The following is a 21,015-nucleotide window of genomic DNA, read 5'->3' as shown; positions in this document are numbered from 1 at the left end:
GTTCCTTGTGCTCTCCGTCGTTCCCCGCCCCGTAGTTGTCCGGGCCCCGTCCAAGGTGAATCTCCACCTTGCCGTCGGGGACCTGCGCGACGACGGCTATCACGAACTGACGACGGTGTTCCAGGCATTGTCGCTGGCAGACACCGTCACGGTGGCGCCTGCGGACGCTCTGACCGTGCGGGTTATCGGCGACGACGCCGCGGCCGTGCCTACCGATCGCACCAATCTCGTGTGGCGGGCCGCCGAGATGCTCGCGGTTGAGGGTGGCGTGGCCCCGAACGTGGAGATCGTCATCGAGAAAGGCATTCCCGTCGCAGGAGGAATGGCCGGCGGGAGCGCCGACGCGGCCGCCGCGTTGGTTGCGCTCAACTCGTTGTGGAAGCTCGACTTCTCTCGGCCCGATCTCGACGCCTTCGCGGCACGCCTCGGGAGCGACGTCCCGTTCTCCCTGCACGGTGGCACCGCGCTCGGAACCGGCCGCGGCGAACAACTTGTCCCCGTCTTGACCCGCCACACCTTTCATTGGGTGTTGGCGCTGGCCAAGGGCGGCTTGAGTACGCCCGTCGTGTTTCGAGAACTGGACAAGCTGCGGGCCGAAGGTTCTCCGAAACGGTTGGGGAGTGCCGACGCCTTGATTCAGGCGCTCACCACCGGTGATGCTCATCTGCTCGCCCCGCTCCTCGGCAACGATCTGCAGGCGGCAGCGCTCTCACTCAACCCGGATCTACGACGGACGCTGCGAGCGGGCGTCGAAGCCGGAGCATTGTCCGGCATCGTCTCCGGCTCCGGACCGACATGCGCGTTTCTCTGCGCCGACGCACAGTCCGCGGTGGAAGTGAGCGCAGAACTTGCGGGAGCGGGGGTGTGCCGCACCGTTCGCGTGGCGAGCGGACCTGTTCCCGGAGCACGAATACTCGACAATGCGGCAAAGGGACAGCACTGATGGCGAATCTGATCAATCTGGAAAACGTGTCGAAGTCTTTCGGCGTCAAGCCGTTGCTCGACGGGGTCTCCCTGGGCGTCGAGGAGGGCGAGCGCATCGGCGTGGTCGGCCTCAACGGTGGCGGCAAGACAACTATGCTCGAGGTCCTCGCGGGTGTGGAGCAGCCGGATTCGGGACGAGTGAGCCGCGTCGGCGGATTGCGGATGGCCGTCGTGACACAGCGCGGCGTACTGCCTCCCGGCTCCACGGTCGGTGAAGTGGTCCTGGGGCCGCTCGGAGTAGCTCAGCACGAGTGGGCCGGCGATGCGCGCATCCGTTCAGTGCTCTCGGGTATCGGCATCGACAACCTGGGCGCCGGCGGCGAGCGGTCTGCATTGGACGCCAAGGTCGACGGACTGTCCGGCGGCGAGCGCCGCCGCGTCGCGCTGGCTGCAGCTCTTGTTCAGGACCTCGATCTGCTGGTGCTCGACGAGCCCACCAACCACCTCGACGTCGAAGGTGTTCAGTGGTTGGCCGAGCACCTCGTCTCACGTCGCAGTGCGCTTGTTGTCGTGACCCACGATCGCTGGTTCCTCGACACCGTCGCCACCCGCACCTGGGAGGTTGTCGGTGGCGGCGTCGAAAGCTACGAGGGTGGCTACAACGACTGGGTATTCGCCCGTGCCGAGCGTTCCCGTCAGGCCGACGCTTCCGAAGAGCGTCGCCGCAACCTTGCGCGTAAGGAACTGGCGTGGCTGCGCCGCGGTGCTCCTGCCCGTACGTCCAAGCCGAAGTACCGCATCGAAGCAGCAGAAGCCCTGATCGCCGACGTTCCGGCACCTCGTGACGCGGTGGCGCTTGCGTCGTTCGCGCAGCGTCGGCTCGGCAAGGTTGTCATCGAACTCGAAGACGCTCGTCTGGAGACCCCGGACGGGCGCGTACTCGTCGAGGATCTGACCTGGCGTCTGGCACCGGGCGAGCGTGTCGGCCTGGTCGGCGTCAACGGCTCGGGCAAGACGACGCTGCTGCGGACGCTGGCCGGTGAACTCGAGCCTGCAGCCGGAAAGCGCATTCAGGGACAGACCGTCCACATCGGTTGGCTCAAGCAGGAACTCGACGATCTTCCGACCGACATGCGCGTACTCGACGCGGTCAAGGATGTAGCCGAGCGAATCACCCTGGGTGACAAGGAAGTATCGGCTGGTCAGCTGGCTGAGCGGCTGGGCTTCACACCGGCGCGTCAGCGCACCCCCGTCGGTGACCTGTCCGGTGGTGAGCGCAGACGTCTGCAGTTGACGCGTGTTCTCATGGCCGAGCCCAATGTCTTGCTTCTCGACGAGCCCACCAACGATCTCGACATCGACACGCTTCAGCAACTCGAGGATCTGCTCGACGGCTGGGCAGGCACCATGGTTGTGATCTCGCACGACCGGTACCTGATCGAGCGCATCTGTGACACCACCTGGGCGCTCTTCGGTGATCGCAAGCTCACCAACCTGCCCGGCGGTATCGAGGACTACCTGCGTCGGCGCGCCGCGATGGGGGATGGCGACAACCCGTCAGTGGCCTCGACCGCGAGTGGTGCGTCGAAGAGCAAGCAGGTTCGCGACGGTGCCGCGGATCGCGCTGCACGCAAGGAACTTTCGAAGCTCGAGCGGTCTATCGCGAAGTTCGACGACCGTGAAAAGAAGCTGCACGCATCACTCGCCGACGCGGCCACCGACCCGGACAAGCTGCAGAAGCTCGGCGCAGAACTCAAGCAGGTCATCGCCGACAAGGAAGCCGCCGAAGAGCAGTGGATGGAGCTGTTCGCCGAGCTCGACGGCTAGGGGAACTTCGCCCCGAACTTCTTGAAGGTTCGCTCTGGATCCACGGTGTCCGGAGCCTGCCTGCGCAGCAGCGCATCCAGAACGAGCCCGTCCAGTGCTGCGACCAATTCCGCTGCATCGGACGAGGTCATGCCGCGTTCGATCAAGATGGCAACAAATCGATCCCGACCACGCACCAGTTCCACTGCGAGGTCGGGATCGTGGAATGACGCGATGATCAGTTCGTAGCGAGCACGAGTGCGACCGGACTCGGGCCCCAGCCACCGGGCCACCTGTTGCTTCGGCGTCTCGCCCGGGCGAGGAAGATCGCCGTCCAGAAGGTGTCGCACCACTTCGACTATCAGCCCACGTTGGTTTGCGAAATAGTGCCGTGCGCTGCCGTGCGGCACGCCGGCTTCGTCCTCGACACCCCTCATCGACCAAGCTCGAAACCCAACCCGGCTCGTCTCTTTCGACACCCTGCTTGTGCTGTGCGTTGTTGCGATTGTGTGTTTTGCGGGGTATGTCTTCTATCGCGTGATATTGACCGACTAGGCGAATGTTGATGTACTTCAACAGGTCTCGAGTCTTCATGTTCTCGAAGTTGTCCGTTTTGCCCCTGGCGTTCGAAAGTGTGTTCGATTAAAATTTCGGTATGGACAGTCGGGATGCGTGGCAGCTGGATGGTGAGAGCCTCAAGGGTGAGGTTCTGGATCTGGTGCGTGTCCGGCACGAGTTGCAGTCGCGGATGGTGTTGTTGATCGTGGAGATGTTTTCCCGGGAGGTTCTCGGTGGGAAGGGTTTTCGGGCGATCGCGCAGTGGTTGCACGGTTCGACGAATTTGGAGATCGGTGAGTGCAGTCTGCTCGTTGGTTTGGCGCGGTTGCTTCTGCTCGAGCCTGTTGTCGCGGATGCGTTTCACCGGGGCGATGTTGATGCGTTGAAGGCGCGGCAGGTGGCGTCGTTTTGTCAGCATCCGCCGAAGAATATGACCCTGGCGGATGTGGAGAAGGCTCGCGGGATTTTGTTGTCGTTGGCGTCGAAGAATATTGCGGATTGTGATGCGGTGCGGGCGGCGATCCGGAGGATCGAGAAGCAGTACGGCAAGCGTGAGGACGGTGTTCCGGTCGGGGAAGACTCTGAGCGGAATGAGTTCTACGCCTCGAAAGGCCTGTACGGGCGGGTCACAGTCAAGGGTGATCTGGATGCGGTGAACGGGGCGCGGTTGATCACGTTGCTGTCGAGCCTGTCGGCGCCGACGCCGGAGAAGGACGGCGTCAAAGACACTCGCACTCCGGCACTACGACGTGCGGACGGGTTCTGTGAGTTGTTGCGCCGGTACGAGCGGGCGGGGTTGGGTCCAATCGAGGGCGGCGTGAAACCACACATCACGGTCACCGCCAGCGCGAAAGACATGACCGATATGCAGGCCTTGAAAGACCTCCTGCCGTCGACGGAGGAACTCGGGTACGCGTGGGCGGATTGGGTGGGCCCGATCAGTATTGACACCGCACGGATGTTGGCCTGTGACTGCACCGTGACGCGGATTCTGTTGGACGAGAATGGTGTTCCGCTCGACTGCGGTAAGGAAGTAAGAACGGCGACGGTTCCGCAAAGGCGAGCGTTGACGGTGCGTGATGGCGGGTGCGCGTTTCCGGGGTGCGGGACACCGTCGGGGTGGTGTGATGCTCACCATATCGTTCACTGGAGTGACGGTGGCCCAACGGATCTCGACAACCTGATCTTGTTGTGTGGTCATCATCATCGGACGCTGCACCACACCGAGTGGCGGGTGGAGATCGGCCAGGATCGGAAGGCGGTGTTCTATCCGCCGATGTCGATTGATCCGTTCCAGCGGCCGATCGGCGGGAACAGTCCACCGACAGCGGCGTGAACCGCGACAACTGAAGACGTCAGCACCGGGGCAGAACTATGCCCCGGTGCTGACGGCTGTCTCCTGTCGGAACGCAACTGTCAGAACGTGAGCGTGAGTCGCCCGTTCTCGTCGTTGATGTGAACAGTTCGCCCGATCGCCGGCGGGTTGTCGCCGCGAAGCTGGGTCAGTTCGGCCGCATTCTCGGGACCAGTGTGACCGGCGACGCGACGGCCGTCCGGCGTCGTCGCGATCACGAACCCGATCTCAGGCTCGCCAGTGCGGCCGTATTCGACAGAAGCCGTGACTATTTCCGCCGTGCCCGTGTAATCAGTGATCAGTTCCGGAACCTCCGCAGTTAACGCGCGTGCGTTGGGATCGCCGACGTACCCGTCAGCATGAGCGGCGGCGGACAACAGTACGCAGTGCTGGTAGGTGAGGAATCCACCGTTGCCGTGGACGAGGGCAAGGTTGGCGCCGTCACGAATTCGCCTGGTGACCTCGGCGACGGAATGCAGGGTGTAGCTGTTCAGTGGCCCCCCGAAGAACGAGTGACCTCCGGTGACGCTCGGGATCGCGGTTTCTGGGAGCCCGAGTTCGCGGATCAACAGCTTTGGCACGATCGGGAAGCAGCTGTAGGCATCGACGATGTCGAGTGCGTCGGTACCGACTCCGGCACCATCGAGGGTGCGATGCACGGCATCGTGCATCGCGGCTGAATTGTCGAAGCCGTTGCGGCTGAGGATGTCCAATGGATCACTGGCACCGGCTCCGCCCCAGAGATAGACCAGATTTCCTTCGTCGATACCGAATTCGACGGCCGTCGACAATGAGCAGACGACAACGGCCGCAGCCTGATTGACGAAGGGCATCGCGTTGAGCATCAGTGGGTACGGCTCGGAGACCATCCGGTTACCGGGGCCGACAGTGCCGATCTCTTCCGCCGATCGGATCTCCGACGTCCAGGAAGCGGGATTCTTCGACGCCAGCTCCGAGAACGCGGCGTACATCCTCGCGGACCAGGCGAGCGATTCGCGGGCGCCGAGGCCCTCCGCTGCACTGAAACAGTTCTCGAACAGCGGGTAGACGCGCGTCGGCACGATGAAACCGGCGCGCTGCATTTCGGGGCTTCCCAGGTCGGTCGGATCGAATCCGGGAGGCCCACCGGGCGCTGCCGTCCACCCGATCGAGTCGGGGGTGACTCCGGACTTTCGCAGCGCGGTGGTGCTGGCGTGCGATTCTCCGCCCACGAGCAGAGCAACCGAAGATTCACCGCGGGCGATGGCCGCGCCGATCCGATCGAGGAGCGCCGCGGGCCAGTGTCCACCGATCGGAGAGGTCGAGGTGACCTTGGGGGTCGCGCCTAGTCGTGAGGCAAGCAGCCCGGGGAGATCGTCGTACGACCAGCTGACTGTCTTGATCGCGAACACGGAATCGATCTGTGTTCCCAGTTCAGCGCGTCCACTGTCGTTCAAGGCGGCGACGGTGGCGTCGTGAATCAGATCGAGAGGTTCGCGGTGCCCGTCGGCGGGATTCCAGCGCAGATCGCCGACGCCGACGATGACCGGGATTCGTGATGCGTCAACCATCATGTACCTCTCGTTGCCGACCCGTAGCCGGGAGTTGCAGTCACGATATCGGGGACCCTGGTATGTGTAACTCTGGGGTCACAGTCAACAATTTTCGGGTTCCTATTTAGGTATGCCTAACGAAAGTCCTATACTCGTCATCATGACAGCTGTGGCAGAGAGAATTTCGGTGCCCGTGGGGCCGCGTTCCATCGATCACCCCTACTCGATGACAACGGTGACTCTGAAGCTCTCTCACCAACGGCAGTGGGCACCGCACCGTCACCCTGAACATGAGCTGATCTGGGGAAACTCCGGCGGAATGCTCACGGTTGTCGCTGACGGCATCACCTGGGAGGTTCCGCCTTCGGCGGGGCTGTGGTTGCCCGCCGGCGCGTTGCATGCCGTGAAGGCAGGTCCGGGTACGGAGTTCTTCTGCACCTATTTCCGGCCCGAGGCTCACGCCGCGCCCTCGGGCGTTCCGGGCTTGTTCGGTGTCAGTGCTCTCCTGCGTGAGGTGCTCCTGCACATGCATCGGCGGAACATGCCCGACGAAGCGCGTAGTCGAGCCGAGCGGGTGGCCTTCGACATGCTGCAGCCGCTCGAAGTTGCTGCTGTGGAGGTTCCGATGCCGACCGATCCGCGGGCGCTGTTCGTTGCCGAAGCATTGGTCGCCAATCCCGCAGACCAGCGCTCGCTGTCGGAATGGGCACTGACGGCTGGCGGCAGTGTCCGTACGTTGACGCGAGTGTTCGCGCAGGGCACGGGAATGACCTTTGCACAGTGGCGAATTCAGGTTCGAGTCCGCGCAGCACTGACGTATCTGGCTGCTGGAGTGCCGGTTTCGGTTGTCAGTAGGCGAGTCGGGTACGAAACTCCGAGTGCTTTTGTCGCAGTGTTCCGTCGGGTCACCGGCCGTACGCCCGGAAGCATGATGAACAAGGGGAGTGTGGCGCCCGAATCGGTGCCGTACCTTCTGCACGCTTGATTCGGGTCACAGCGGGCGTATGCGCACAGTTCCGGCGGCGGATTCAGCATCTATCCGGTGGGCGCTCATCGAGTCCTCGGGGACCGATGACATCGACTGTCCGATCTCGGACCGCACGTCGACCATGTAGGTCACGTTGTTCGGAACCTGTACCGCTATATCGCCATGAGTAGTGCGTGCTTTCACCGATGACGGCGGCGATTCCGCACTGATTCGAATATCGCCCACGGTGGACTGCGCGTCGATTGGATCGGCGGATTCGGCACTGACGTTGATCCGGCCGACTGTCGTTCGCGTGGTGATGTCCCCGGAGTGGCGACGCAGTGTGACATCGCCGACGTAGGAGGTCACTCGTATACGACCGGACAGATCGCTGGCCTCGACAGACCCTGCCCGCGTTTCGACGGTAAGGCTTGTATCGGGAGGAAGTTCGACGGTGACGGTCAGATCGCATCGCGCAAAGCCGAGGTCTGGGCAGTGCGCAATCAATGAATCGTCTGAAGCGAAGTCGACGCTCGGTGGATCACCCCGATACCGGCCCTCGGCCGTTACGTGAACCTGACCGTCGGTACTCGGTTGAAGTCGAACATCGATGTCGCCGCTCTCTGTGAGAACCGCGAGCGACGAACTGGATTCGCGGGTTGTTGTCGTGCGAAAGTCTTGCCACTTCGGCACGCCGAAGGCGTACACGAGAGTGGAGCCCGCAAGAAGGCTGACGAGGAGAACGGTAGTCAGTGCGCCGGCGATCGCTACAAATCGCCGCGGGGTCTTGGTGAATTTCACGTCGCTCCCAGATATCTGAGTACCGCAAGAACTCGGCGATGGTCGGCAGAGTCGTTGTACAGATCGAGTTTGGTGAAGATGTTGCCGATGTGCTTTTCGACAGCAGCATGGCCGATGACCAAAGTGGCCGCGATACCCGAGTTTGACTGACCCTGCGCCATTACCGTGAGTACTTCGCGTTCGCGCGGAGTGAGCCTGGCCAGCGGGTCGTCCTTGGGCGCGCGAGCAAGCAACTGTTGTACGACGTCCGGGTCGATCACAGTCCCGCCAGCGGCTACCCGGTTGACGGCGTCGACAAATTCGTCGACATCCGCGACGCGGTCTTTGAGAAGGTAGCCGACGCCGTCGATACGACTTCGAAGCAGTTCGGCGGCATACCGTTCCTCGACGTATTGGGAGAGGACGAGAACGCCTACAGCAGGCCACCTTTGACGGATGACAAGGGCTGCGCGCAGACCCTCATCGAGAAAAGTCGGTGGCATACGAACGTCGACCACGCAGACATCGGGTAACACGTCCACCTCAGAGAGTTCTCTGAGCAGGTTCTCGGCGTCTCCGACGCTCGCCGTGATGTCGACTCCGTGGTCGGTGAGGAGCCGTCTGATGCCCTCTCGAAGCAGAACCGAATCATCGGCAAGCATCACGCGCACGGTACCTCCACGACAATCGAAGTTGGGCCGCCGACTGGACTCTCGACGTGCAAACTTCCGTCGACACCACTGAGACGATCCGCCAGACCAGCAAGTCCGCCACCAGGTTGGATCACTGCGCCGCCTCGTCCGTTGTCGCAGACTTCGATCCTCAAGCTTTGCCCGAGACGCTCGACGGAAACGGTTGCGCGGGTTGCTTGCGCGTGTTTGGTCACGTTGGTGAGTGCCTCCGATACGAGGAAGTAAATGGTCGACTCCATGGTGGCCGTAGGCCGCGAAATTCCGCCCAATTCGGGAGCGATGTTGATGTCGACTGGAACCGAACACAGTGCCGCGACGGACGAGAGAGCGGCGTCGAGTCCACGATCGGTCAGGATGGGCGGGTGCAGGCCTCGGGTCAACGCACGAATGTCGGCGATCGCGTTCCGAGTCTCGCGATGCGCGTCGTCGAGCAAGGAGCGAAGCATGGCGTCGTCTGAAGATTTGGCGCGAGACTTTGCGTGACCCAAAGAGATCGACACTGCCACCAGACGTTGTTGGGCGCCGTCGTGGAGGTCCCGTTCGATGCGCAAGCGCTCCGCCTCTGCCGCGTCGATGACCCGTGTCCGACTGTGCGTCAACTCTTCTACACGTGTTTCCTGTGCGGACGCACCCAAAAGCGAACGGCTGAACCACCAGTCGGCGCGCGCGAGGCAGGTAACGAAAGGTGGTGTGACAAATACGAACCACAGGACAGCGGGGATCGCGATGATTACCAGCACTTCCAGCGTGAAAGTTTCGGCGATCTCGAGCTGTGATCCCGGAGGATCGGTGATCAGCCAGGCGAGAGGCGCAACGGTAAAAACGACAGGCACAATCAGTTGCGCTGTGACGAGGACAAGAACGGCAATTGATAGTGGAAGGCGAAGAATCCAGTGAAGTAACGACTTCCACAGCGTCGGACCTCGAACGGACTCGACGAAGCGTGCACGGAAGGTGGCAGCACGGGTTGGCGAAGCACGATCGGTGACCACGCCACTGAAGAACTTCACTGACCACAGCTGTGCTCGGTCGGCGTACCGCAACGGTGGGATCATGAGCGCGAATACCAACACGCCCACTAGTGCAAATGGCAGTGTGACGACGGCGAGGGTTAGCCATGCGATGACGACGATTGCCAGTGAACCCGAGACCAGCGAGGTCCCGAGAGAAACGAATGCCAGCCACCACGACGTGGTGAACCAGGCACGCAGGGGATTGCGTGGAATGAACAAGCCACTTTCTTGCATCTGGTTCACCTCCGTCCAGCAACCCGACACTCTGCCGGTTTGAACAGCCTAGAGGCGCTGGGTCGTCCAAACATTCAGGCCAACTGACGGACTGATAGTAGGGGAAACCCCACCGTGTATCGGTCGGCACACGCTGCCGACTTCGGTCGCTGGAATCGCGACGCTGGTGCCTATGGAACTTCTGGAGCGGATCGACACCTTGGCGGCGCAGTTCACCCGAGTCGTCGATGTCGACAACCTTGCACATATTCCGTCCGTAGTCCTGCTCGTCGGCGTCGCACTTCTCTTGCTGATCGAGTCCGGATTTCTGTTCGGTTTGGCGACTCCGGGCAACAGTCTCCCGATCACGATGGGTGTGTTGGTATCTGCCGGCGCGGTCGACGCGGTGTCTGCGGTGATCGCGATCGCTGTGGGTTCCAGTGCGGGGGCACAACTCGCGTTTCGGCGGTCACGGGTTCGTGGCCTCGTGGTGCTTCCGCAAGGACTCGAAGTCAAGCTGCCCAAGGTTGCGGTGCGGTGGCAGGGCGTGTTGATCGAGCAAGTACACAAGCGCCCTCAGCTGACTGCACTGTGCGCGCATCCGGTGGGAGCTGTTCGGACCGTTGCACCTCGACTGTTAGCCGGTAGCACCCTGCAGCACAAAGAGTTCGCGCTGCTCAACATGCTCGCAGCGCTGATCTGGGCTACTGGATTGGTGATGGTAGGAGCTCTGGCAGGAGAGAGCGAGACGTTCCGCACTCTGTACAGCTTCATGTGGGTTCCGGCAGTGGTGGTTGTCGGGACGTCATTGATACGCCGGCATCTCGATTCCGAAAAGGCTGACGGCGTATCGATCTCGCCTAGCGCCGCGGCGCGGACCACGCTTCCCACAGCTCCGCGTACCGACCGCCGAGGTTGACCAACTCATCGTGAGAGCCTTGCTCGACGACGCGGCCGTCGTTCATGACGAGGATCTGGTCGGCGTCGACGGCCTGCGAGAGTCGGTGTGCCACTGTGACAGCAGTGCGACCCCGGGTCAGGGCGAGCGCGGCATCGTCGAGGACCTTGGCTCCGGCGCTGCCCGCTTCGGCGGTCGCTTCGTCGAGAATCAGCAGCGGCGGATCCAGTAATTCGATTCTCGCCAACGCAAGTTGTTGTGCCTGTGTTGCGGTCAGCCGGTGTCCACCGTCTCCGACCACGGTTTCGAGTCCGTCCGGGAGCGCCCGCAGCCAATCGGAGGCCCCGACGGTATCGAGCGCCGCAGTGATGTCGTTGTCGGTTGCCGACGGGTCGGCCAGCCGCAGATCCTCGGCCAATGTGCCGGCAAAGACGTGGACCTCCTGCGTCACGAGAGCGACCGCGCTTCGAGAAGTCGACCGCGGCAGTTCGTTCCGGGGGACGTCCCCGATCTTCACGACGCCTTCGGTCGGTTCGTAGGTCCCCGCGATCAGTTTTGCGACTGTCGATTTTCCGGCTCCGGTAGCGCCCACCAGTGCGGTGACGGTTCCTGCCGGAATGATGATGTCGATGTCTCGCAGAACAGGAGCGTCGCCGCCACGGTACGAGAATGTGACGCGTTCCAACGACGCCGAGCTGTCGACAGGTTCCTGCGGATCGGTCGGTGCGGATGGCACGGGCGCAAGTGTGACTCCGACCAGGCGAGCCAACGCGATTGTGCCTTCCTGCAATTCGTCGAACACGCTGAGAACCGCACCCACCGGATCGAAGAGACGATGGAAGAACAATGCTGCGGCGGTGGCGGCACCGATGCTGATCTGACCGTCTTTCACCAGCCAGAAGCCGGTGATCAGCACGGCGGACAGGCCGATGAACTCGGCGATGTTGAGTCGGCCGAAGAACCTGGTGCGTAGACGCGTGGTCAACAAGCTCAGCCGGACGGCCGTCATCGATCGAGATTCGATCTGTTCGAGATGCGGCTCGGCCAGACGGAGCGATCCGACGGTGTCGGAGTTGCTCAGTGAGTCCAGGAGCTGTTGCGCACGTGCACCTTCCGCCTCTCGCTCCTCGCGGTAGACCGGTGCCGACCTCGAGAGATACCAGCGCAGCGCCTGGATCTGGATGGGCGCCGCGATCACCGCGGCCATGGCGAATCGCCAATCGAGGCTGCCCAATCCGATCAGGGTCAACGCGATGGTCAGTGCCGCGGTGGCAAAAACCGGAAGTGCTTCGGATACAGCGCGGGTCACCAAGCGGACGTCCCCGGTGATGCGGGAGACGAGATCTCCGCGCCCTGCTCGTTCGACGTCGCTCTGCGGAAGATCGAGAACCCGGACGACAACTTCTTCGCGCAGGTCGGCGACAACCCGTTCGCCGACACCGGCGAGCAGGTAGTTGCTGACTCCGACGAGGAAGGAGGAGGCAACCGCGATGCCGACCAACGCGAGAGTCAGTGTGCCGATGCGAGAGACAGCGTCGCCGTCTCCGTCGGTCACGGCGTCGACCATGGCGCCGAGGACCAGCGGTGTGAGCAGGCCGATCGCGGTCGCGGCGGTCAGGGTGACGACTGCTGCGATCGCGGAGATCCGGTGGGGTCCCATCAACCGAAGTGCCGCGCGGCGCGCTTGTTTCGGTGTTGCGGTGGGGAGTAGTTCGTTCACAGCTCGATCACCCGATCGCAGATATCGAGCAGCACGGGGCTGCTGGTCAGAAGTATTGTGGCGTGCGCCCCGCGTACCTCGGCGATCCCGCGTGCAATGCGCGCTTCGGTGACGGAGTCGACGGCAGTGGTGGGGTCGTGCAGCACCAGGACCGGAGCTTCGCTCGCCAGTGCCCTTGCCAGGGCGATGCGCTGACGCTGACCGCCGGAGAGCGAATTTCCTTGCTCGGTGACTCGGGTGGCGAGGCCAAGTGGAAGGGCCGAGATCACCTGATCTGCGGCAGCGGCTGCGATTGCCCCGTCACTGCGGCTGCCGATCGGTGCGAGTGCCTCGATGTTGTCACCGACTGTGCCGATGAACAGTGCGGCGTCGTGCGGCGCAGCCAGAACATGGGTCCGGAGCTCGTCGATGTGCAGTTCGTGAATGGCGTTGTCGCCGAGATGAATCGTTCCGCTCGAAGGCTCGATTCGACGAGCCAGTGCGTCGACCAACGCATCCGCCCAGGCGGCATTCTCGGTGACGATGCCGATGATCTCGCCGCGTTTGACATCGAGATCGACCGGTGACGCTCCGGCCAACACGACGTCACGCAGCGTCAGGAACTCCGAGTGGTTCAGGGGTACAGGTTCACTCGCGGGTGTGACAGCCTCGCCGGTCCTGAGAAGCGCTGCGACGCGGTTGGCGGAAGCGCGGGCCCGTGCCAGGCCGGCGCCGAAGTAGATGATGTCGATCAACGGACCTCGAAGGAACTGTGCCAGGCCCACCACGGCAACGAATTCACCGACCGAGATGCTCCCGGATGCTGCCATCCGCCCACCTACGTACGCGATGACGGCCAGGAAAGCGCCGGCGATCGCCACGTTCGCGGCGGAGTACATCGCTTGGTATCGCTGTGCGCGAAGGGTTGCTTCCAGCGAAGTCCGGCTGGCTCCCCGATAACGCTGCGCTGCAGCGTCTCCGGCGCCGATTCCGGACAGGATTCGAAGCCCCGACAATAGGTCTGCGGCCAGTGCACCGGCTTTGGCTCCCTGCCATTGATCGGTTTCGGCTCGGCGTTCGAGCGGTCGGCTGACCACCTGCATGAGGGCGAGTACCGGGGGAGTGCCGAGGATGACGAGCAGGCCGAGCGGTACCGAGATCACGAGCAGCGAGATCGCTGCGGTCAGTACTCCGCAGGCCGCGGCGAGCTTTGTGCTCAGCGTGTGCGTGAATCCGGCCACCGAACCCGCGTCGGATGTTGCGATCGAGTAGACCTCGCCGGGCATGCGCCGCGGCGACATGCCGTGCGGATCGAGGCTTCGGCTCGCGATGTCCATCCGCAAGCGGTGTGCTCCGTGCTCGGTGACGGAATCGGAGATGCGCGCCGCAAAGCGCCAACTGAGCAACAAGCCGGTGAAGAGAATTCCGAGAACGAGGATCCACTTTCCCAGTGCTGCCGCATCGCTGGTCGCCACAGCTCGGTCGATGACCGCACCGATCACCACCGGCACCAATGCTTCCGCGACCTGGTGGCCCGTGAAGCCGACGGACGCTGCCGCCAGCTTGGCTCCGCGTCCGTCGGAGGCGATCGCGTGTCTGATTACCTGGCGCGGCGTGATCGCCGGGCTGGTTGGGGGACCGTTTGTATCGGCCGAAAGAAGTGGTGTCGAAGGCACTGGGTCCACGCTAGGGACCGTGGGCGGTAGTCAGAAGTCACACAGGTGCCAATACTTGTCGTGAACAGGCCATACGTCTGGCGGTGGCCGAATCGCGATAGTAGTTGGCCCCGTTGCGGCGGGGAAGGCATCGACTCATCGACAACACTGCAATAAATTAAGGTCTACCTTACTTAGCGCGGGTTAACTATGTCCGGAAGTCGGATTGATCCTCGTGTTCGGGTCCGGTTCATGTTCCATCGATGTTGGAGATTGTTGTGAGTCTTGTGTTCGGCGAGGTACTTCACAAGGAGTACGTGACCCCGGGAATGGTTCGTATCGTGTTCGGTGGGGAGGAGCTGGCCGCGTTCGAAACCACTGGCACCGGTGACGAATACTTGCGTCTGCACTTCCCGGTCCCGGCCACGGGCAAGTTCGTTCTGCCGGCCGAAGATCCGGACGCGCCACGCGGTTGGCGGTACCCGGAGGGCGAGGAACCGTCCCCGTGCCAGCCGTACACCGTGCGACGGTTCGATACCGAAGCCAGCCGCATGACGATCGACTTCGTCGTTCACGAGGGCGGCATCGCCAGCGACTGGGCGCAGAACGCTGAGATCGGCGACAAGTTGGCGATCGGCGAATCTCGCGGGCTCTACGAGCCGCCGGCCGACGTACGCTGGCAGGTATTCGTCGCCGACGCGACTGGACTCCCCGCACTCGGGCGCCTGATCGAACAGTTGCCCGCCGGCACGTCGGCGAAGGCAATCGTCGAGGTGGTGGACGAGTCTCACAAGCAGCAGATCACCTCCGCGGCCGACGTCGAGTTCATCTGGCTCGTCGGCAGCGGCAACGGTGTTGCACCGTCGAAACTCCCGGACGCGGTCCGCGCGATGAACCTGCCTACCGATCTCGGATACGTGTGGGTGGCCGGCGAAAGCACGATGCTCCGCGACATCCGCAAGTACCTTCGCCACGAACTGAAGTTGCCTGGTGAGCAGTACAAGGTCATCGGCTACTGGACCTACAAGGCCGAGGTGTGGAACGCGAAGTACGAGGCCCTCGACGAAAATGTCCGCGCGGCACTCGATGCAGCCTGGGAATCGGACCGCGACGAGGAAGAGATCCGCGACGAGGTCGAGAAGACTCTAGAGAGCGCCGGCTTGTGACCGTTGGATTCGACAAAAGTGCAGTCGACAAAAGCGCAGTCGACAAACACACCGAAGAGCTGATCGACGAGTCGCTGCAAGAGAAGCAGAAGCAACCGGACGGGCTGGTATCGACTAACTCTCGTCGTATGGCAGGTCTTCTGGTGTGCCTGGTAGCGCTCGCCGCCGTGCTCCTTCTGAGTATCGCGGTGGGATCGAAGACCATTCCGTTCGGCACCGTGATCGACGCTCTGATGAACTACGACGACTCCAATGATCACGTGATCATCCGTGACCTGCGGCTACCGCGAACTCTGCTCGGTCTGTTAGTCGGCATGGCGCTCGGTGTGGCCGGTGGCCTCATCCAGGCGATGACACGAAATCCCTTGGCTGACCCTGGAATTCTCGGTGTCAATGCCGGCGCGGGGTTCGCGATGGTTGTTGCCGTCGCGGTCTTCGGGTTGACCAGCATCTGGTCCTACATCTGGTTCGCTTTCCTCGGAGCGGTGATAGCCACGGCGATCGTCTACACGTTGGGGTCGATCGGCCGAGGTGGTGCGACGCCCATTCGGCTGACCCTGGCCGGTGTTGCGATCGGCTCGGTGCTCGGCGGCATCTCTTCCGGTATCACCCTGCTCAACCCGACTGCCTTCGACCAGATGCGTCAGTGGAATGCCGGCTCACTCAGTGGACGTTCGTTGGAAATCGTTCTCGCCGTTGCCCCCTTCATTCTCATCGGGCTCTTCCTGGCCCTCGCATTGGCGCGCCAACTCAACGCCGTGGCCTTGGGTGACGATCTGGCACGTTCGCTCGGTGCCAACATCACCCGTACTCGTATCCTCGGCGTCATTGCGGTGACCTTGCTGTGTGGCGCGGCGACGGCTGCGGCCGGACCGATCGGATTTGTCGGATTGATGGTTCCGCACGTCGCGAGATGGTTCGTCGGGCCGGATCAGCGATGGATTCTTCCGTACACATTGGTGTGTTCGCCGATTCTTCTTCTCTTCTCCGACGTCGTCGGCCGAATCGTGCTGCGCCCGGGTGAACTTCAGGTCGGCATCGTCACGGCCTTCATCGGTGCTCCGGTGCTGATCATGCTGGTGCGTCGAAGCAAGGTGAGCGGTCTATGAGCATCGATTTCGGGCGCCCCACCACGGTGGTGCGATCACCCAAAGAAGGCTGGTCCGCGCGGATCGACGTCCGCACGGTCATGGTCTGCCTCGTCCTCGTTGCGCTTGCACTGGCGATCGGTGTCATCGCGCTCGGTAGTGGTGACTACCAGGTGCCGATCGGGGACGTCCTCGGCGCACTGTTCGGCGAGGCGCCCGCGCGTATTCACATGGTCGTCGTGGAATGGCGTCTGCCCCGGGTTCTGTTGGCGCTGATGCTCGGTGCGGCGCTCGGCATGAGTGGTGCGATCTTCCAGTCGCTCACCAGGAACCCGTTGGGTAGCCCGGACATCATCGGGTTCAACTCCGGTGCGTACACGGGTGCTCTGGTGGTCATCCTCCTCATCGGTGGCACGTACTACGAGATCGCAGTCGGCGCTCTGGTGGGCGGAATCGCCACCGCAGCAGTCGTTTATCTGCTTGCGTACAAACGTGGCGTGCAGGGGTTCCGGCTGATCATCGTCGGTATCGCTATCAGTGCGATGTTGGGCTCGGTCAACACCTGGATGATCCTCAAGGCAAAACTCGACGACGCCATGGCTGCTGCAGTGTGGGGTGCCGGTTCGTTAAATGGTCTCGGCTGGACTCAGGTGTGGCCGGTTGTTGTCGTGCTGGCCATCCTCATTCCGCTGATCCTGGTGTTGGGCAGGCGGATGCAGATGCTCGAGATGGGCGACGACGCCGCCAAGGCGCTCGGCGTCCGGGCCGAACCCACCCGGCTGTCCCTGGTTGTTCTCGGTGTTGCGTTGACAGCCATGGTGACGGCTGCGGCCGGGCCCATCGGGTTCGTCTCGCTGGCGGCTCCGCAGTTGGTCAGACGATTGACCGGTAGCGCCGGAGTGACTCTGCTGCCGTCGGCTGCGATGGGTGGAGCACTGCTGATGGTCAGTGACTGGGTGGCGCAGCGAGCTTTTGCGCCGACGCAGTTGCCGGTCGGCGTCGTCACCGTCTCCATCGGTGGCATCTATTTTGTTTGGCTTCTCGCGCGAGAGGCCCGTAAGCAGTGATCGGTGAAGGAACGAGGAACAGTGTGAACGAGGCAAGTACGGCCGCCGTCGTGGCTGAAAGGATGAATCGGCTTCGCGCCGAGAATGTCACGATCGGTTACGACAAGCGCGTCATCTCGGAGCACCTCGACGTCGAGATCCCCGACGGTGGTTTCACCGTCATCGTCGGTCCCAACGCCTGCGGCAAGTCGACGCTTCTGCGTGCGTTGTCCCGGTTGCTCAAGCCGACCACCGGCAAGGTCCTTCTCGACGGCAAAGCGATCACGTCGTACCCGGCCAAGGAAGTTGCGAGGCGGCTCGGGCTTCTGCCGCAGACGTCGATCGCCCCGGACGGCATCAAGGTAGCCGATCTGGTTGCGCGAGGACGTTATCCGCATCAGAAGCTGATCCGCCAGTGGTCGCGAGAGGACGAGGCCGCCGTCATCAAGGCGATGGAGGCAACCAAGGTCACGGATCTGTCGGCCAGGCCGGTCGACGAACTGTCCGGTGGTCAGCGCCAACGTGTCTGGGTCGCGATGGTTCTCGCGCAGCAGACTCCGTTGGTGCTGCTGGACGAGCCGACGACGTTCCTCGACATTGCGCATCAGATCGAGCTGTTGGAGCTGTGCCGCGATCTGAATGAGAACGACGGGCACACGCTGGTGGCTGTGCTTCACGATCTCAATCACGCGTGCCGCTACGGAACTCACATCATTGCGATGAAGGACGGCGCGGTGGTCGCCGAGGGCCCGCCCGCGGAGATCATCACCGAAGAACTGGTGCAGGAGGTGTTCGGCATGGCGTGCCGCATCATCGACGATCCGGTTTCCCGCACACCGCTTGTCATTCCGCTGGGACGCGAGCGTCAGCGAAACATCGAAGGAGTAAAGGTATGACACTCGTTCTGGATACGCAGGTCACCGACAGGGAGTGGGCTCAGATCGTCGACCGCATTTCACGGCGCCGATTCTTCGGTGGCGCAGCCGGTGTGGCTGCAGCACTGGTGCTGAGTGCGTGTGGAACTTCGGATGCCGAGTCGGACTCGGCCAGTGACACTCTCCCGTACACGTGGGGCGAGTTCAGCGGCGACGTTCCGCGCGACCCCAAGCGCGTTGTGGTGCTGGACGGCCGCGTCGACCTCGAATTCGCGATGATGATGGACTACCCGATCGTCGGTTCGGGGAACTTCTGGTTCCCCGATGCCAAGGCAGGATTCCAGTTTCCCGGCCGCACCATCGAGGACGCGAGCTTCGTCAACGTCGCCGGCGATTTCTCCACCAATTTCGAGGCTCTGCTCGCTCTCGAACCCGATCTGATCGTGATCACTGCGATTGGCCACACGAGTGACTGGTACGGCACCGAGCGCTTGTCTTCCATCGCGCCGCTGTTGGTCGTCGGCGACGACGTCGAACCGATCGCCGGACACCCGGTCGACTGGCGAGGTGCGCTGATGGCGCAGGCGAGCCAGCTCGACCGGGTGGCGATCGCCGAGGCTTCCATCGCGGAGTACGACGACAAACTCGCGAGACTGCGTCCGATGTTGCAGGAGAAGCTCGGCGGAAAGAAGATCGTTTTCGGCGTTCAGACGCCGACCGGATTCCTGGTGCACCAGCGGAATCTGAGGATCAGCGTCGCAATCGATGCCGGCCTCGACGTGCTTTTCCGCGACGACGACAATGCAGAAAACTCGTTTGAGTTGTCTTTCGAGCAACTCGACACCTTGGCTCCGGCGGATGTGATCATCGCGCAAGCACGCGATCAGGAAGCGCTCGACGCGATCAAGACGCAGCCGACGTGGCAGCGGTTGCCTGCAGTTCAAGCGGGCAACGTGTTGACCAGCGACGCGCGATACAACCAAGGATTTGCGCTCACCGCGGCCATCTTCCTCGACGTTCTCGAGGAAGCGGCCGGGCGAATCACTGCTGGGCAGTAATTCAGGCGACGTTGCGGGCCTGGTCGAGTAGTTGTGCAACCTGCTCGAACCAAGCGCCGTAATTGGCGTAGGTGTTGGGACGCTTGTCGTCGAAGTCGATCACCTGGTTCGCGGTCACCGCGGGCAGCTTGACGAACACGGGTGATGCTGCGAATGCTTCTGCGGACTTCGCGAACTGGAACACGATGTCCGCCGGGTAATCCGGGACCTGCTCCCAGCTGAGGTCGGCCCAGCCTTTGTCGCCTCCCGGTCCGGTGAACTTCACACCGAGTTCCTTCAGATAACCGAACTGGGCGAGCGCCGTTGTGCCTGCGTACAACTCGGAGCTGTCACCGTTCAGGGCGAGGACTTCGATGTCGTCGACCTTGCCCGCGGCAGTTCGGATGCGCTCTGCACCGGATTCGAATGCTTCCTTGCCCTCGCGTGCTGTGGCTGTGTCGGTGTTCCCGCCGAGAGCTTCGGCGAGTGAGGCATATTCGCTCAACACGTCCGGTGTCGAGGCTCCGGAGAACTTGACACCGACAAACGGTGCAACATTGTTGATGGTGTTGCCCATCGGCTCGTCCCACCAAGTCCAGCGCGTCGGGTCGTCACTGTTGCCGTACCCGATGACGAGGTCGGGGTCCAGTGCCGCAAGTGCTTCCGCGCTGAGTTCGCCTTCACGGCCGACGACCCTCATGGTCGACTCGTCGGCATGATCGGTGACGTCGGGATTGCCGACGCCGTAACCGAAGATGCCGACCGGCCGAATACCGTAGTCCCACAGCGCAGCAGCGGAATACGCGTCGACGACGATCCGCTGCGGGGCGTGATCGAGGGTGATCGTGTTTCCGTATCCCGTTGTGTAACTCCAGGACTGGTCGGCGGACCTGGTCTCGGTAGAAGGTGATGCGTCGCTACTTCCGCAACCGGTGAGTAGGAGTGCGGCGACGGCGGGTAGTGCGGCGAATCCGGCGAACCGGCGGGTGAGTTTCATGAAAACCTTCCGAACATGGCGAACTAAGCTAGGTAAGCCTAACCTGATGTTCCGTTCGGGTGTTCTCCGGGTCAGGTGCCCTGCCACATCTGAAGCCATTCGCTCCAGGATGGGGGAGTGATCGACGGTTGAGGTGTTCCGCCACGAAGTCCGTCGAGCATGAAATCGAGATAACGCGTGTGTATTTCGGTGGCTCGATCGCCCTCGATCGGCAGAGTCGGCCGCAGATGCACTGTCATGAGCATGACGTCTGCAGCAGTGAAGCCGGGCGGGACTTCGTGAGCGTCGACGCAGACGTCGACCATGGATTGCAGTGCGGCCTCCAATTCTTCGGCGGCACGAGTGACTTCGGCGTGTTCAGGCAACCTGCCGCCGAGGACCGGAATGAGCGGTCCCACCGATTCGGTGAGATATCGCGAGAAGAACGTCTTCAATACGGCTTCATCGGTTTTCGCGGTGCTCACGCACTCTCGGGCAAGGGTGGCGAGGTGATCGATCGCCCAGACGCGCAGGGATTGCGCCAGTTCCTCCTTGCCTCGGTATCGGCGATAGATGCTGCCGACGCCCACTCCGGCCCGTGCGGCAATCGCCGATACCGGTGCATTCCAACCCTGTTCGGCAAAAATCTCGCGCGCTGCTCGCAGCACGGTGACGTCGTTGTCTGCGGCTTCTCGGGCGCGTCCGGGGAGGCTCGCATTCTCTTTCGCCATTCCCA

19 protein-coding genes are annotated in these 21,015 nt (G+C 62.6%); 10 read left to right on the top strand and 9 right to left on the bottom strand.

Annotated elements, in window-relative coordinates; translation table 11 throughout:
• Nucleotides 1–7: 7 nt before the first annotated feature.
• Together R4P65_RS16210 and R4P65_RS16205 are read left to right on the top strand one after the other, a co-directional pair.
• Nucleotides 8–943 carry a 4-(cytidine 5'-diphospho)-2-C-methyl-D-erythritol kinase gene (locus tag R4P65_RS16210; protein ID WP_230814292.1) on the top strand — a complete coding sequence of 312 codons (936 nt, stop codon included), beginning with the start codon at nt 8–10 and terminating at the stop codon, nt 941–943.
• The gene (locus R4P65_RS16205; protein WP_003946255.1) at nt 943–2,751 is read left to right on the top strand and encodes an ABC-F family ATP-binding cassette domain-containing protein; all 1,809 of its coding nucleotides are present in this window, start codon (nt 943–945) and stop codon (nt 2,749–2,751) included. Before R4P65_RS16210 ends, R4P65_RS16205 begins: the two co-directional genes overlap by 1 nt.
• Here R4P65_RS16205 and R4P65_RS16200 read toward each other — a convergent pair.
• Nucleotides 2,748–3,167, bottom strand: a complete 420-nt coding sequence (locus R4P65_RS16200; protein ID WP_317827272.1) for a TetR/AcrR family transcriptional regulator — start codon at nt 3,165–3,167, stop codon at nt 2,748–2,750. The genes R4P65_RS16205 and R4P65_RS16200 overlap by 4 nt on opposite strands.
• 218 nt (nt 3,168–3,385) lie before the next feature.
• Here R4P65_RS16200 and R4P65_RS16195 point away from each other — a divergent pair, with 218 nt between their 5' ends.
• On the top strand, nt 3,386–4,624 hold the full coding sequence (locus tag R4P65_RS16195; protein WP_317827271.1) for an HNH endonuclease signature motif containing protein: 1,239 nt from the start codon (nt 3,386–3,388) through the stop codon (nt 4,622–4,624).
• Nucleotides 4,625–4,704: 80 nt separating this feature from the next.
• Here R4P65_RS16195 and R4P65_RS16190 read toward each other — a convergent pair whose 3' ends face one another.
• The gene (locus tag R4P65_RS16190; RefSeq protein ID WP_317827270.1) at nt 4,705–6,195 is read right to left on the bottom strand and encodes an acetyl-CoA acetyltransferase; all 1,491 of its coding nucleotides are present in this window, start codon (nt 6,193–6,195) and stop codon (nt 4,705–4,707) included.
• Nucleotides 6,196–6,334: 139 nt separating this feature from the next.
• Here R4P65_RS16190 and R4P65_RS16185 point away from each other — a divergent pair, with 139 nt between their 5' ends.
• Nucleotides 6,335–7,159 carry a helix-turn-helix domain-containing protein gene (locus tag R4P65_RS16185; RefSeq protein WP_003946247.1) on the top strand — a complete coding sequence of 275 codons (825 nt, stop codon included), beginning with the start codon at nt 6,335–6,337 and terminating at the stop codon, nt 7,157–7,159.
• Nucleotides 7,160–7,165: 6 nt separating this feature from the next.
• On the opposite strand, the gene R4P65_RS16180 is transcribed toward R4P65_RS16185, so the two are convergent.
• The 3 genes from R4P65_RS16180 to R4P65_RS16170 are packed head-to-tail and all read right to left on the bottom strand — an operon-like array spanning nt 7,166 to nt 9,860.
• The gene (locus R4P65_RS16180; protein WP_317827269.1) at nt 7,166–7,942 is read right to left on the bottom strand and encodes a DUF4097 family beta strand repeat-containing protein; all 777 of its coding nucleotides are present in this window, start codon (nt 7,940–7,942) and stop codon (nt 7,166–7,168) included.
• On the bottom strand, nt 7,939–8,592 hold the full coding sequence (locus R4P65_RS16175) for a response regulator (protein WP_230814287.1): 654 nt from the start codon (nt 8,590–8,592) through the stop codon (nt 7,939–7,941). Before R4P65_RS16175 ends, R4P65_RS16180 begins: the two co-directional genes overlap by 4 nt.
• Nucleotides 8,583–9,860, bottom strand: coding sequence for a sensor histidine kinase (locus R4P65_RS16170; protein ID WP_317827268.1), 1,278 nt, complete (start codon nt 9,858–9,860; stop codon nt 8,583–8,585). Before R4P65_RS16170 ends, R4P65_RS16175 begins: the two co-directional genes overlap by 10 nt.
• A gap of 172 nt (nt 9,861–10,032) precedes the next feature.
• Between R4P65_RS16170 and R4P65_RS16165 the strand changes: the two genes are divergently transcribed.
• The gene (locus tag R4P65_RS16165) at nt 10,033–10,758 is read left to right on the top strand and encodes a hypothetical protein (protein ID WP_317827267.1); all 726 of its coding nucleotides are present in this window, start codon (nt 10,033–10,035) and stop codon (nt 10,756–10,758) included.
• Here the strand turns inward: R4P65_RS16165 and R4P65_RS16160 are convergent.
• A complete protein-coding gene (locus R4P65_RS16160) occupies nt 10,700–12,457 on the bottom strand; it encodes an ABC transporter ATP-binding protein (protein WP_317827266.1) in 1,758 nt (585 codons plus the stop codon). The genes R4P65_RS16165 and R4P65_RS16160 overlap by 59 nt on opposite strands.
• Nucleotides 12,454–14,112, bottom strand: coding sequence for an ABC transporter ATP-binding protein (locus R4P65_RS16155; RefSeq protein ID WP_317827265.1), 1,659 nt, complete (start codon nt 14,110–14,112; stop codon nt 12,454–12,456). Before R4P65_RS16155 ends, R4P65_RS16160 begins: the two co-directional genes overlap by 4 nt.
• Before the next feature lie 257 nt (nt 14,113–14,369).
• Here R4P65_RS16155 and R4P65_RS16150 point away from each other — a divergent pair, with 257 nt between their 5' ends.
• The 5 genes from R4P65_RS16150 to R4P65_RS16130 are packed head-to-tail and all read left to right on the top strand — an operon-like array spanning nt 14,370 to nt 19,324.
• On the top strand, nt 14,370–15,257 hold the full coding sequence (locus R4P65_RS16150; RefSeq protein WP_317827264.1) for a siderophore-interacting protein: 888 nt from the start codon (nt 14,370–14,372) through the stop codon (nt 15,255–15,257).
• Nucleotides 15,254–16,366 carry a Fe(3+)-siderophore ABC transporter permease gene (locus R4P65_RS16145; protein WP_317827263.1) on the top strand — a complete coding sequence of 371 codons (1,113 nt, stop codon included), beginning with the start codon at nt 15,254–15,256 and terminating at the stop codon, nt 16,364–16,366. Before R4P65_RS16150 ends, R4P65_RS16145 begins: the two co-directional genes overlap by 4 nt.
• A complete protein-coding gene (gene fepG / locus R4P65_RS16140; RefSeq protein ID WP_317827262.1) occupies nt 16,363–17,412 on the top strand; it encodes an iron-enterobactin ABC transporter permease in 1,050 nt (349 codons plus the stop codon). The genes R4P65_RS16145 and fepG overlap by 4 nt, the downstream gene beginning before the upstream one ends.
• Nucleotides 17,409–18,287 (top strand): ABC transporter ATP-binding protein, encoded by an 879-nt coding sequence (locus R4P65_RS16135; protein ID WP_317827261.1) that lies wholly within the window; start codon nt 17,409–17,411, stop codon nt 18,285–18,287. Before fepG ends, R4P65_RS16135 begins: the two co-directional genes overlap by 4 nt.
• Complete coding sequence (locus R4P65_RS16130) at nt 18,284–19,324, top strand: ABC transporter substrate-binding protein (protein WP_317827260.1); 1,041 nt, start codon at nt 18,284–18,286, stop codon at nt 19,322–19,324. The genes R4P65_RS16135 and R4P65_RS16130 overlap by 4 nt, the downstream gene beginning before the upstream one ends.
• Nucleotide 19,325: 1 nt before the next feature.
• Here the strand turns inward: R4P65_RS16130 and R4P65_RS16125 are convergent, their stop codons facing one another.
• A complete protein-coding gene (locus tag R4P65_RS16125) occupies nt 19,326–20,300 on the bottom strand; it encodes an ABC transporter substrate-binding protein (RefSeq protein ID WP_317827259.1) in 975 nt (324 codons plus the stop codon).
• Nucleotides 20,301–20,371: 71 nt separating this feature from the next.
• Nucleotides 20,372–21,010: a helix-turn-helix domain-containing protein gene (locus R4P65_RS16120; protein ID WP_317827258.1), complete on the bottom strand. Its 639-nt coding sequence runs from the start codon at nt 21,008–21,010 to the stop codon at nt 20,372–20,374.
• Nucleotides 21,011–21,015: the final 5 nt, after the last annotated feature.

Origin of the sequence: Rhodococcus sp. IEGM 1318 (assembly GCF_033142465.1) — a bacterium.
Classification (GTDB): domain Bacteria; phylum Actinomycetota; class Actinomycetes; order Mycobacteriales; family Mycobacteriaceae; genus Rhodococcus_F; species Rhodococcus_F qingshengii_B.
This window is presented reverse-complemented; position numbering and strand designations above follow the sequence as displayed.